The 13,527-nt window shown below is 37.0% G+C and carries 11 protein-coding genes; 1 reads left to right on the top strand and 10 read right to left on the bottom strand.

Features of this window, described 5'->3' with window-relative positions:
- Positions 1 to 18: 18 nt before the first annotated feature.
- Positions 19 to 3,102 (bottom strand): TonB-dependent receptor, encoded by a 3,084-nt coding sequence (locus CLU97_RS04590; RefSeq protein WP_121486888.1) that lies wholly within the window; start codon positions 3,100 to 3,102, stop codon positions 19 to 21.
- Positions 3,103 to 3,424: 322 nt separating this feature from the next.
- Here CLU97_RS04590 and ligA point away from each other — a divergent pair, with 322 nt between their 5' ends.
- Positions 3,425 to 5,431, top strand: a complete 2,007-nt coding sequence (gene ligA / locus CLU97_RS04585; RefSeq protein ID WP_121486887.1) for an NAD-dependent DNA ligase LigA — start codon at positions 3,425 to 3,427, stop codon at positions 5,429 to 5,431.
- A gap of 88 nt (positions 5,432 to 5,519) precedes the next feature.
- Here ligA and CLU97_RS04580 read toward each other — a convergent pair whose 3' ends face one another.
- The 9 genes from CLU97_RS04580 to CLU97_RS23560 form a co-directional block, all read right to left on the bottom strand.
- Positions 5,520 to 5,807 carry a type II toxin-antitoxin system RelE/ParE family toxin gene (locus tag CLU97_RS04580; RefSeq protein ID WP_121489651.1) on the bottom strand — a complete coding sequence of 96 codons (288 nt, stop codon included), beginning with the start codon at positions 5,805 to 5,807 and terminating at the stop codon, positions 5,520 to 5,522.
- On the bottom strand, positions 5,789 to 6,025 hold the full coding sequence (locus CLU97_RS04575) for a hypothetical protein (protein WP_121486886.1): 237 nt from the start codon (positions 6,023 to 6,025) through the stop codon (positions 5,789 to 5,791). The genes CLU97_RS04580 and CLU97_RS04575 overlap by 19 nt, the downstream gene beginning before the upstream one ends.
- A gap of 82 nt (positions 6,026 to 6,107) precedes the next feature.
- On the bottom strand, positions 6,108 to 6,566 hold the full coding sequence (locus CLU97_RS04570; protein WP_121486885.1) for a hypothetical protein: 459 nt from the start codon (positions 6,564 to 6,566) through the stop codon (positions 6,108 to 6,110).
- A 133-nt stretch (positions 6,567 to 6,699) separates the two neighbouring features.
- The gene (locus CLU97_RS04565) at positions 6,700 to 8,415 is read right to left on the bottom strand and encodes an ATP-binding protein (protein ID WP_121486884.1); all 1,716 of its coding nucleotides are present in this window, start codon (positions 8,413 to 8,415) and stop codon (positions 6,700 to 6,702) included.
- Between the two features lie 6 nt (positions 8,416 to 8,421).
- On the bottom strand, positions 8,422 to 9,531 hold the full coding sequence (locus CLU97_RS04560) for a sensor protein KdpD (RefSeq protein ID WP_121486883.1): 1,110 nt from the start codon (positions 9,529 to 9,531) through the stop codon (positions 8,422 to 8,424).
- Positions 9,532 to 9,588: 57 nt separating this feature from the next.
- The gene (locus tag CLU97_RS04555) at positions 9,589 to 10,674 is read right to left on the bottom strand and encodes a porin (protein ID WP_183084516.1); all 1,086 of its coding nucleotides are present in this window, start codon (positions 10,672 to 10,674) and stop codon (positions 9,589 to 9,591) included.
- A 70-nt stretch (positions 10,675 to 10,744) separates the two neighbouring features.
- Positions 10,745 to 11,302, bottom strand: coding sequence for a potassium-transporting ATPase subunit KdpC (kdpC, locus tag CLU97_RS04550; protein WP_121486882.1), 558 nt, complete (start codon positions 11,300 to 11,302; stop codon positions 10,745 to 10,747).
- Positions 11,303 to 11,312: 10 nt separating this feature from the next.
- Positions 11,313 to 13,352, bottom strand: coding sequence for a potassium-transporting ATPase subunit KdpB (kdpB, locus tag CLU97_RS04545; protein WP_121489649.1), 2,040 nt, complete (start codon positions 13,350 to 13,352; stop codon positions 11,313 to 11,315).
- A gap of 29 nt (positions 13,353 to 13,381) precedes the next feature.
- Positions 13,382 to 13,525: a hypothetical protein gene (locus CLU97_RS23560; RefSeq protein ID WP_183084515.1), complete on the bottom strand. Its 144-nt coding sequence runs from the start codon at positions 13,523 to 13,525 to the stop codon at positions 13,382 to 13,384.
- Positions 13,526 to 13,527 lie beyond the last annotated feature (2 nt).

Raw genomic sequence — 13,527 nt, 5'->3', positions numbered from 1 at the left:
GTGGTTCATAAACAGAAATTAGAAGGAATACTTCGCTCCGATCTGGATCTGGTATGGATTTCCGGATAGCGGAACCAAGCCACCTCCACTTACGTTTTTGGTGTATTCATACTGCATCGTATCCTTGTTAAACTTGGTTACTTTATACAGAGAGGTGTTTCCGTATGATTTGTTTACACCCCATTCTTTGTTAAGAAGATTGGCTACGTTAAAGATATCTACAGAAAGTTCAAAAGCACCTACTTTATCAAATTTAATTTTCTTTGCTACACGTACATCCCAAACTCCATAGAATCCGTTTTTACCTCCGTTACGTTCTGCAATTTTGCCATTGTATTCATTGATATAATCTTTCAGAGCCTGCCCTACCTGTGGATCATCCAGAATAGCTTTGGTGATATTCGGGAAGATAAAAGCAAGGTCATTGGAATCTACAAAGTCACCATTGATATTTCCTCCTGTGGTTGCAGAGAAGCGGGTACCTCCGATTCCTGAATACCTGATTCCTAACGTAAATCCGGCAATGGTAGGTGAGTTACCATAAATAACTACTTTATTACGGAACTGGTTATCAGAATAGGTCATTCTTAAATCTCTCGGGTCACTCTGAATCATCGTAGACAATGTAGCAGAGTTAGCTACATTTCCGTTATAAGAAGTATTGTCTTTGATATCAGACCAAGTATAACTCGCTGTGATTTCTCCGTCTTTCCAGTAACGGTAACTTGTATCGATTACGAATGAGAACTGGTTTACTTTACCGTCACTCACCAATTCCAATACTCTTCCGAACTTATTATTGATTCTTCCCTGCTTCCAATCAAAACTTACACTGTTATTGGCATTATTGGTAATAGCACTTGTGGGAATGAATACTCCTCGTCCGCCTTCATTAGCTAAAGTAAAGAAAGGGTTTGCCACCATGTTTCTGTCGTAGTAATAGTAATTATTTCTACCTAAAGCCATATATCCTGCAATTCCTGCTCTGAACCTTTCATTGAAGAAATGGGTATAAGAGATATTCGCTTTATAAACGATTGGGATTTTTGCATCTTTACCCGTATAGTTGATGGTTGGAATCTGATACTGGGAAAGGGATGGAACAGAATTATAATCATTTCTGTAGCTGTTGAAATCCGGGAAAGGAACATCTTTACCCGTTACATCCACTGTAGCCAGATGTTTCCCATCGAATACAAGGTTGTTGATGATCATATAATTGTTGATATCGGAAGAGAAAATTCCGGCACCGAACTTCAGGAAGTCTTTATTTCCTTCATTAATGTTCCAGTCAAACTGGAATCTTGGCTGAACAACAAATGATTTGATTTTGTTATCCGTTCTGATTCCCATTTCATCAAACAATTTTTGATTGAATTCTGCTTTTGGATAGCCTCCATAGTCTAATCTTAAACCTGCCATTAAATCAAGACCTTTTGCGATTTTGGTCTGAAACTGACCGTATACACCAATATTCCAGATATTTGATCTTACAGACGGATCTTCCACCAGTGGAACTTCTCTGTAAAATCTGTAAGGAGTCATCGCATCAAAATTGCTCATTCCCTGGAAATGGAACCTTCCGTTCACCTCACTTCCATATACTGATTTTGCAGTTGTATACATTAAATCAGCTCCAAAGGTATATTTTACTTTATCCGTATTGTAATATAAGTTATCTACCACCTGGATTACGTTATTTCTAAAGCTTTCCTGCCCAAAACGGTGTCCTCCAATCTGAATATTAGTAGATCCGGCACTTGAAGCTACTCCTTCTACAATAGCTCTTGGTACGGGTTTTCCCAATTGATTGTTCTGATAACTGTTCTGGAAAGTGTAAAGGTACTGAGCTTTTAATTCATTGGTTAAATTAGGCTGCAGATTTGATCTTAAGGTTAACAATAAACTGTTATCAAGGTTTTTATCATTTCCGTAAGATTCAAAGAAATTGATATTGGTATTGTCACCCAAGCCGTTTTTATTAAGATCGTAGGTGAAATTATTTCTTAGGGTTAATAAGTTTTTTTCGTTGATCTGCCAGTCTAAACGTAAGAATGCAGCATCAGAGTTTCTTACTTTATCAAAAGTTCCGAACTGCGGGCCGCTTCCTACCCCATATTTTGCTCTTGCGATATCCAGAAACTGATTAAGCGTCTGCGTAGTAGTACTGAATCTCTTCTCATCATCCTGAGATTTGATATCTGCAATAGCCAAAGGTCTTGAATCCAGCTGGTGATCCCATGCTACGAAGAAATGTAATTTATTTTTAATAATCGGTCCCCCCAATGAAAATCCGAACTGGGAAGTAGAGAAATCATTATCTCTTTTGTTTCCTCTGATATCATATGGACTGGAAAGCCAATTTGTTCTTAAATATTCCCAGGCGCTTCCTGAAAATTTATTGGTTCCTGATTTGGTAACGGCACTTACGGTTCCACCACCACTTCTTCCCAATGTCACATCATATTGGTTGGTGGTAATTTTGAATTCACGTACTGCTTCAATGGAAATAGAAAAAGGGGCACCGCTTCGGCTGGTTGTAGCTCCTGCAGAAGTTGGGTTTTTGGCGGTCATCCCATCAATCGTAAAGTTGGTAGAAGATCCTAGCTGCCCGGAAAGGTTTCCTCCTTTTCCGCTTAATGGGGACAGCTCGGCAAGATTCGCAAAATTTCGTCCGTTCACTGGAAGCATACTGATATTTTTAGCCGAAATGGCTGTTGCTGCACCCAGGTTTCCGATCTTGTTTTTAAGGTTTCCTGTAATCTTTACTTCTTCAATATTCTTTTCATTACCAAGATCCATATTCACAGTCACCTGATCACCGAAGTTGACATTGTAACCTTCTTTTTTATCATCGTTTACAATGACTGTGTAAGGCCCACCAAGAGGAATTTCTTTAAAAATATACTCCCCTTTTGAGTTGGTTTCCGTTTCCGTTCTGAATCCTGTAGACTCATTCACGATCGTTACTTTCACTTTTTCCTGAGCCGTACTTCCAGGCCCGGTAACTTTCCCTACAATAGAAGCCTGCGTGGTCTGTGCATAAGCCATTGTCCCAAGCCCTAAAAACAATAATCCCAGTACAATCTTTACTTTTTTCATTTCTTCCGAAGATCTTTATGATTAATTTTTTTGTGATCGTCCAGAACCTCTTTGATTTTCATATCAATACATCATCAGAGGTTTCTTTCCATTAGATGTGCAAAGGTATCTTGACTTTAAAGGCAGGCTGTTTAAGAAAGTTTTAACATTTTTTTAATTAAATCAGAACGATATGTTAAATTACTTTAAACACATGTTTTATTTACTGCAAAACCAGTTGGTTAAGGCATATTACGTATTCTTAATTTTCCTGTAATATTTAATTCCGTTATTTTTTAAATGCGATTACTTTAGTTATTTTTGCTCAAAAGATAGAAAACCAATGTCTGAAAACATTCAACAAAAGATAGAACAGCTCCGCAAAGAGCTTCACCAGCATAACGAAAACTATTACCTACTGGATACTCCTACCGTTACGGATTTTGAATTTGATATGCTTCTGGAAGAACTACAGAATCTGGAAGCCCAATATCCTGAATTTTATGATGAAAATTCTCCTACAGTACGTGTAGGTGGCGGTGTTACCAAGGTTTTTCCTACAATCCAGCATAAATTCAGAATGTATTCTCTGGACAATTCCTATGATTTTGATGATCTGGAAGACTGGGAAAAGAGAATCATCAAAACAATTGAAGATCCTGTAGAATTTGTTGCTGAGCTGAAGTATGATGGTGCTTCTATTTCTATTCTTTATGAAAACGGAAAGCTGTCACAGGCAGTGACCCGTGGTGACGGTTTCCAGGGAGATGAAATTACTCCGAACGTGAGAACCATTTCAGATATTCCTTTGACTTTAAAAGGTGATTTCCCGGCTCATTTTTTCATGCGTGGAGAAATTTATCTGACCCGAAAAAACTTTGACAAAATCAATAAACTGCGTGAGGAAGAAGGCCTGGATCCTTTTATGAATCCGAGAAATACTGCCAGCGGAAGCTTGAAAATGCAGGACAGTGCTGAGGTAAGAAAGCGCGGACTTTCTTCTGTACTGTATCAGTTTATCTCTGAGGATATTCCAGCAGAAACACATTGGGAATTACTTCAAAAAGCCCAGAGCTGGGGGTTCAAAACATCACAGCAGGCCAAATTATGTAAAACAATGGCTGAAGTACAGGAATTTATTACGTTTTGGGATACTGAACGTCATAATCTTCCTTTTGAAATTGACGGTATCGTTTTAAAAGTGAATTCATTACAACAGCAGAGACAGCTTGGATATACAGCTAAATCTCCGCGTTGGGCAATGGCTTACAAATTTAAAGCTGAAAAGGTAGAGACAGAACTTCAGAGTGTGTCTTATCAGGTGGGAAGAACGGGCGCTATCACCCCCGTTGCCAACCTTAAACCTGTTTTGCTGGCCGGAACAATCGTAAAAAGAGCTTCTCTCCATAATGAAGATATCATCAAGAAACTGGATCTTCATGAAAATGATTTTGTATACGTAGAAAAAGGAGGTGAAATTATCCCGAAAATTGTAGGGGTAAATACGGAAAAAAGAACGGAAGAAAGTAAAGAAGTAGAATACATTAAACATTGTCCTGAATGCGGTACTGAACTGGTAAAAATTGAAGATCAGGCTATCCATTTCTGCCCAAACGAACTTCACTGTCCGCCACAAGTGGTAGGAAGAATGATTCACTACGTTTCCAGAAAAGCATTGAATATTGACAACCTGGGTAGTGAAACTATTGAACAGCTGTACAGAGAAAAGCTGGTTGAAAATCCTGCTGATTTTTATGTTTTAACAAAAGAACAGCTTCTTCCATTGGAAAGAATGGCTGAAAAATCTGCTCAGAATATCATCTCAGGAATTGAGAAATCCAAAGAAATAGCTTTTGAGAAAGTATTATATGGAATCGGTATCAAACATGTAGGGGAAACGGTAGCCAAGAAACTGGTAAAAAACTTCCCAACCATTGAAGAATTGAAAAATGCGACTGTGGAAGAGCTTTGCCAGGTAGAAGATATCGGTGCTAAAATTGCAGTAAGCATCGTTGAGTTCTTCCAGAATTCTGAAAACCTATTGATGATTGAGCGTTTAAAATCTTACGGTGTACAGCTTGAAAAAGGAGAAAGCACAAATGAAGTTTTATCAAACGTTCTCGAAGCAAAAACATTCCTTTTCACCGGAAAATTATCTTTATTCACCAGAGAATCTGCAGAAGAGATGGTAGAAAAGCATGGAGGAAAAAATATTTCTGCAGTGTCGAAAAACCTTAATTACCTTGTAGTAGGTGAAAAAGCCGGAAGTAAACTGAAAAAAGCTCAGGACATCGGAACGATTACGATTCTTGATGAACAGCAGTTTCTGGATTTGATTGAGAAACAGTAAGAAATATCATTTATAACATAAAAGGCTGTGATAGATTTCACAGCCTTTTATATTATCGTAAAGTAAGTGGAATTCATACTATAACTTCTTACTTTTTACTTTCTCTCCTTCCATCCCAAACCGAAAGTATGATAAGTTCAGTATTTGAAAATTCATAAAATATAAGGTAATCTCTTACGATTTTCACCCTTACCTTTTCAACATCTGTTTTCCTTCCAATTGCAGGATGATCTGCTAATACTCCAATATTATATATGATCAGCCTGTTGAGTTTTATACTGAAAGTTTTAGATTTATTTCTGAGGATCCAATATTCAAGAATATCTCTTCTTTCCTGATCGGCCTTAACGGTCCAGATTATTTTTCTTTTAGCCATTCTTCAATATCCTGGTTAGCCTGATCTTCAGAAAGGTACTTTTTATTCTTATATTCTTCTCTGCCTTCAGCAACTCTTTCTTTTTGCTCCTCAGTAAGAATATAGTCATTCTGATCCAATTCAAAATCCAGTATCTTTTGAATTTCTTCAATGATTCTAGCCTCCTTTAGTTGGGTAATCCTGTTAATTAAATCAATTTTTAAATCTGATGTGTTCATCTTATGTGATTTAAGTTCAAATTTAGAAAATTTTATTTAAAATCATTTAAAGATTATTCTGGTAGCAGAATCCTTCTTTTATTTATTTAAAAACAATAATAGTATATGGAAAACTTTCCCCTGTCTTTGGCAGAATCAGCCTGACATGTTCTTTATTCCTGTAGTAATCCACATAAGGCTCTTTGGTAATGATCTTTCCTTTTTCTGTTTCTTTATACCCAGCAGCCAACATCAGTTTAAGATACTGATCATACTCTTTTTTGTTTTTAAACTCAAATTCAATTCTGTCTTCTGATTTTTCTTCCTTGTATTCAAACTTTCCAATTTTTGAGGTGTAGTCAGGGGAATCATATTCGGTTAAAAAGAAGCCAAGCCCTTCTGTTCTATCGTAAAATTGAAACTGAAGTTCTTTCATTTCCTTTTTAAACTCATCCATGGTAAGTTTATTAAACCCATTAAGCTTTTCTAATGTGAAAGTCTGTGCAGAGGCCTGAATACTCAGTAAAACTGAAAATAATAAGAGCCCTAAAGTTTTTCTCATTCCTATTTTTATGGCAAATATAAAGAATAGGATTAGAAATTTTTTATTGAGAAGGATCTGATATTTTCTTATAGATGAATACACCTTATAGGTTTATAAAACCTATAAGGTGTTTGAATACGTTATTTAATCTTTATGAAACCGGCAGTCTGAAGTAAAACGTACTTCCATTATTCAGGGAACTCTTCACTCCTATTTCTCCGTGTTGTTTTTCAATGAAGTTTTTTGAAATGGCCAATCCCAATCCTGTTCCATTCTGATGTTCTCCCGGAACCTGAAAATAGCGGTCAAAGATCTGGCGATGGTATTTCTCATCAATCCCGCTTCCTGTATCAATAATACTGAACTGAATAAATGAATTGATTTTTTCTACCACAATCTTAATATTCTCATCCTGAAAAGAATGTTTTACAGCATTGGTGAGGAAATTATTCATCACCCAGACTGTTTTATCAAAATCAGCAGTCACCGCATCGCTATCTTCCAACAGATATTCTGTACTGATGGAGATATTTTTCTGCTCAGCCAATTTTTCTACATTTTTTACAGCAGTCTCTACGATTTCTTTAGGGGAACATTTATCTACAGTCAGTCTGATATTTCCGGATTCTACCTGAGAAAGGTTAAGGAGTTCCCCTGTAATATCCAGTAAGCGCTGTCCGTCTTCATTGATGCTTTTTAACAATTCCTGCTGCTGCTCATTCAGTTCCCCGAACTTTTGGTTCCCAAGAAGCTGAACGCCCATCTTTATAGCGGAAATTGGAGTTTTCAGCTCATGGGAAATGGTTGCAATGAAGTTGGTTTTAGCAAAATCCAGTTCTTTAAAAGGTGTAATATTTCGTAACAAAATTACCTTTCCGATGTATTTCTTCTCTTTCTCCCCTGTTTTTACAATATTGATAGGAATAATATCCTGTTCAAAATAGTTTTCCTTATTATCACGGACAATTTTGATAGGGTCTTTTACCGGATGATCTATATTTTTCAGCAGTTCGCGCATCAGATCATTGTTGATGGCTACTTCATGAGCCGTTTTTCCAATAATATCTTCCTTATGAAGATTTGTGATTTTCAACGCTTCATCATTGATCATGTAGATGAAATGATTCTCATCCAGACCAATCACTGCATCATGCATATTGTTGACCAGTGTTTCGATTCGTTTTTTATCCATTAATTGTTTGGAAAGTGTACTGCTTTCATACTCCTGAAGTTTTTCCGCCATGCTGTTGAATGAATCTGCCAGGCTGTTGAACTCTTCACTTCCTTTGAAATGAACCCTTTCACTATAGTTCTTATCAGCAATTTGTTTGATACTGAAAGTGAGCTGGTTGATAGGTTCCGCAATAGTTTGCGGCAAATTGAAAAGCAGGATAAAAGCAATCAGAAAGCATACGGTTCCTAAACTTACGATCCAAAAAGTGGCATTTTCTGCTGTAATAATCGCGATATCACTCTTTCGTTCTATGCCTTTCATATTCAAAGACATAATCTTGGCGAGATCCTCACGGATGAGTTTTTCTTTATTGATATCAGGAGCTTTCAGGTAGCTGTTAAAATGCAGATTCAGATTCTGAGTGGCTTCTTTTTCTCCAAATTCTGTAAGATTTTTTTCCTGCAGTTTGTTATTTTTCTGAAAATCTGCTACCGCAACGGTACTGTCTGTACTGATATTATCCAGTGCCAGAAGCATATTTTTGGAAAATTCCAGACTGTTGTAATTGGCTGTAAGAATTTTCTCAGTATCGGATTTTAATTTATTGATATATACAGAACCTATCACTGAAAGCAAAACAATCAGCAGAAATAAAAGGCCAACGCCTAAGGTAAGTTTCGTTTTAAGTTTCATTATTTTTTAAGATAAAATAATAATATCTATCTGTCTCTCATTCAGCCTGTTCATCAGGGTATAGATCCAGCTGTACCCCAACATCCGCTGCCAGAAACTGGCATGAGGTTTCCCAATACAGACTGTTGTAATATTGTGATCAATCACATATTCCAGGATTCCGTTATGAACACTGTTTTCTTTGATCCGGACTACTTTGGCACCTAATTCCTGTGCTAAATTAAAATTATTAATTAAATACCGCTGTTTATCCAATGCAATTTTTTCAGGATTTTCAGAGGGTTTCTGAATGTACAAAACCGTCCATGGACTGTTATAATAACTGGCTAATCTTGCCGTCTTACGGATAATTGTTTTAGCAATCTTCTCATTGCTGCTGATACAAGCCAGGAATTTTATAGGTTTAAAATTTTCAGTTTTGATCTCTGTCTCTACCTTTCTTTCCACATGGGTGGCCACTTCTTTTAAAGCCAGTTCACGAAGCTGGAGAATATGCCCGCTTTGGAAGAAATTGCTCAGTGCGGTCTGAATTTTTTCTTTTTTGTAAATTTTTCCTTCTTTTAAACGGGTCAGCAGTTCATCAGCTGTAAGGTCAATGTTCACCACTTCATCAGCGAGTGCCAGTATTTTATCCGGAACTCTCTCTGCCACTTCTACTCCTGTAATTTTCTTTACCTCTTCATTCAGGCTTTCGATGTGCTGAATATTCATAGCACTGATAACGTTGATTCCGTTATCAAGAATTTCAAGCACATCCTGCCATCTTTTTTTATTTTTAGAGCCTTCCACATTGGTATGAGCCAGCTCATCCACCAAAACTACTTCAGGATGTTCATTGATAATGGCCTGAAGATCCATTTCTTCAAGGTTTTTTCCTTTATAAAAAACTGATTTTCTTGTAATTTCAGGAAGACCGTCAACAAGGGCTACCGTTTCTTCCCTGCCATGAGTTTCAACATAGCCAATCTTTACATCAATGCCATTTCGCAATAGAGCTTGCGCTTCCTGAAGCATACGGAAAGTCTTCCCTACACCTGCACTCATCCCTATATAAATTTTGAATTTTCCTTTACGGGATTTTTGAATCAGTTCTAAAAAATCTTTTGCTGATGACATTGATTTTATTCTTTTTAATTTTACTTTAAACACTTTTAGCTGTGGTTAAACTGTTTTCTAAAACCAGGCTGCAAGACTTGTTGTGATGAAGAAATTTCCTTTTTTAAATTCATCATTTTTTGCAAAAATGGCATCTTTAGCTGTAAAACCTCTAGCTTCTGTACGGAAAACCACATTTTTAAAGATCGCATAATCTACATTGAGAGAATATCCAAAAGTCTGAAATCCATTAGGAGTTCCGGTATTGATAATGACACCGTTATTATCGTTGTAATACTCCAATCTTCCTGCCAGTGCCCATTTGTTATCAAACTGATATTTCATTAATACATTCGGGCTGTACCAGATGTTATACTGCTCACTTCCTTTTGATTTCTGCTCGGCTCCGATATCAAATCCCAATACAGCAGAAAATTGTTCTGTCAGCTGGAAGCTTCCATATAAATCATGAAAATATCGCATTTTTTTGTCTTCTTTTGCTTTATCATTTCCGACGAATGAACTGCTGTTCAGGGTGATTTTCTCATTAGGTTTGTAAGTCACCTGATGTCCGAAAGAAATACTCTGGTTCCCTTCCGGTTTTGCAATTCTTTGCCATCCATTCAATACTAATCCGCTTAAAAACCATTTTCCGTTATCTGATGTATAAGAAATTTTAGCACCTGTTTCAAAATAAGGAGAATTTTCCGCTGCAAAACTTCTGGTCAGGTTGATATTATCCTTTCCGATAGCGCTTTCCCAACCAATATGAGAAGGCATAATCCCTGCATCAATCCATAAATTTTTATTTTTTGATATTTTGATCCCAATATTAGCTTCATTTACATAGCGTAAAGCATTTTGTTCAGCTGCCATATTATCCTGGGCATACGTTCCAGCCATTAGAGCTACATTAGCACGGAGATTTTCACTCTGATAATTGGCTTTAACCAACCCCAGATTGAGGTTCATTTCATTATGTCTGTTATATGAGTATAAAAAGTTCTGACGCATATGATTGCCCGGCTCATTAAAATCATAAGTATAAAATAGTTCTGCATAAGCAGAAAATGTAACTTTATTACCAATTTTCAATGAATCGGATGACTGTGCTTTGGCTAAAGATAGTCCTAATAATGCACTTATAACTAGATATTTTTTCACGTTTATTTAAAGGTATGTAAATCATGTCAAGGTTTAAAACCCTGACATGATTATGAGATTATTAAATTTATTATTTTAACTGATCCAAAGCAATATTAAGCTTCAGAACATTTACTTTTGATGGTCCGAAAAGTCCTAAGAAAGGCTTTTCAGTCTGGTTATTAATTAAGCTTTTGACTTGCTCTTCTGAAACATTTCTCACTTTTCCAATTCTCTTTGCCTGGTACAATGCTCCTTCTTCAGAAATATCCGGATCCAGTCCGCTTCCGCTTGCTGTTACCAGCTCTACAGGAACTTTGACATTTCCCATTTCAGGGTTGTTCATTTTTAAAGTATCAATTCTTTTTTGTACAGTTTCCAGATATTCTTTGTTGCTTGGGCCTTTATTACTTCCCCCACTTCCTGCTGCGTTATAATTGACTGAGGAAGGGCGGCCGTGAAAGTATTTTTCAGATTTAAATTCCTGCCCGATATTAGCATAAAATTTCTGCCCTTTACTGTAAACAATTTCTCCGTTTCCTTTGTTGGGAAGTATTTTAGAACCTCCATATACAACTGCTAGATAAATACCTGTAACCACCAACATTACAAGAGTTAATCTGAATGCTGAAACAATATGATTTTTCATTTTTTAAATTTTAATAGAATAAACTGATTACCAGATCAATGATTTTGATCCCGATGAACGGAACAATTACCCCGCCTAGACCATAGATCAAAAGGTTTCTTCTCAATAATGCACTTGCACCAATCGGTTTGTAAGCCACTCCTTTCAACGCCAGCGGAATCAGAAACGGAATGATGATCGCATTGAAGATAACTGCCGATAAGATGGCTGTTTCCGGGCTATGAAGATTCATAATATTCAGTTTCTGAAGCGAAGGAATAAAAGTGATAAATAGCGCAGGAATAATGGCAAAATACTTTGCAACGTCATTCGCAATACTGAAAGTCGTCAAGGTTCCTCTTGTCATCAGCAGCTGCTTCCCGATTTCCACAATTTCGATCAGTTTTGTAGGGTCATTATCAAGGTCTACCATATTACCAGCTTCTTTTGCAGCCTGAGTTCCGCTGTTCATTGCTACGCCTACATCCGCTTGTGCCAGTGCCGGAGCATCATTGGTACCGTCACCCATCATGGCTACCAGCTTACCTTCCTGCTGTTCCTTTTTGATGTAATTCATCTTATCTTCAGGCTTGGCTTCGGCAATAAAGTCATCTACTCCAGCTTTTTCTGCGATAAATTTGGCCGTCAGAGGGTTATCTCCGGTTACCATTACCGTTTTGACCCCCATCTTTCTTAATCTCTGGAAACGTTCCTGAATTCCTGTTTTGATAATATCCTGAAGTTCTATAACTCCCCATACTTTTTCATCAACGGCTACGACTAAAGGAGTTCCTCCGTTTTCAGAAATTTTGGTTACTGCATCCTGGGTTTCCTGCGGGAAAATATTCCCGGCTTTTTCAGTCAGTTTTTTTATGGTATCATAAGCTCCTTTACGGATTCTTGTTTCTTCAAAATCTATCCCTGAAGTTCTGGTTTCTGCTGTAAAATCAATATAAGTAGGATTAGCAACCAATAAATCTTCGGATTTTAATGCACTCAGTTCAATGATTGATTTTCCTTCAGGTGTTTCATCTGCGACAGAGCTTAATGCCGAAGCTTTAATAAATTCATCAATCTGAATTCCATTAGAAGGATGAAATTGAGTTGCTTTACGGTTTCCAATGGTAATTGTTCCGGTTTTATCAAGCAGCAAAACATCAATATCTCCTGCTGTTTCTACTGCTTTTCCACTTTTGGTAATCACGTTCGCTCTCAGTGCTCTATCCATTCCCGCAATTCCGATTGCAGAAAGCAGACCGCCGATAGTTGTCGGAATAAGACAAACGAAAAGAGATATAAATGCCGCAATAGTAATCGGAGTCTGAGCATAGTCTGCAAAAGGCTTTAAAGTGAGGGTAACAATAATAAATGTAAGGGTAAATCCTGCTAAAAGTATCGTTAATGCGATTTCGTTGGGTGTTTTCTGTCTTGATGCTCCTTCTACAAGGGCAATCATTTTATCTAAGAAAGATTCTCCTGGTTTTGTTGTTACTTTTACTTTAATTCTGTCCGACAGTACTTTCGTACCTCCCGTTACAGAACTTTTATCTCCTCCTGCTTCACGGATGACAGGCGCGCTTTCTCCGGTGATTGCAGACTCATCAATAGTTGCCAGACCTTCAATGATCTCGCCATCCATCGGAATCTGATCACCAGCTTCACATAGGAAAATATCTCCTAATGTCATTTCAGCAGACATCTTTAGCCTTGTTTCTACCTGAAATCCAGGTTTATTATCAAGCACTAATTTGGCTGGAGTTTCTTCCCTTGTTTTTCTGAGCGTATCAGCCTGTGCTTTTCCTCTTGCTTCTGCAATAGCTTCTGCAAAATTGGCAAACAGAACGGTGAAAAATAAAATAATAAATACTAAAAAGTTATAGGAAAAGCTTCCCTGGGATTTATCACCAGTAAGACTGAACATGCTTACGATAAACATGACAATGGTTCCGATCTCCACCAGGAACATTACTGGATTTTTAAACATAATTTTCGGATTCAGCTTTACGAAGGACTGTTTGATCGCTTCGTTTACCAAATCTTTTTGAAACAATGTTTGTGACTGATTTTTCATTTTTTTGAAAGAATTTATATCATTGTAAATCAATAATCACCATCAAGGTCTGCCAAATGATAAGGATAGATATGGATAATATAAGTGAACGTTTCAGTAAGTTTCAGACTAGCTTCCTCAAACTGTTCAGCATCCTTAATGGTTGAATATTGATTGTAATTTTTAATGTTCACAT

It is taken from the genome of Chryseobacterium sp. 7 (assembly GCF_003663845.1).
Taxonomy (GTDB): Bacteria; Bacteroidota; Bacteroidia; order Flavobacteriales; family Weeksellaceae; genus Chryseobacterium.
This window is presented reverse-complemented; position numbering and strand designations above follow the sequence as displayed.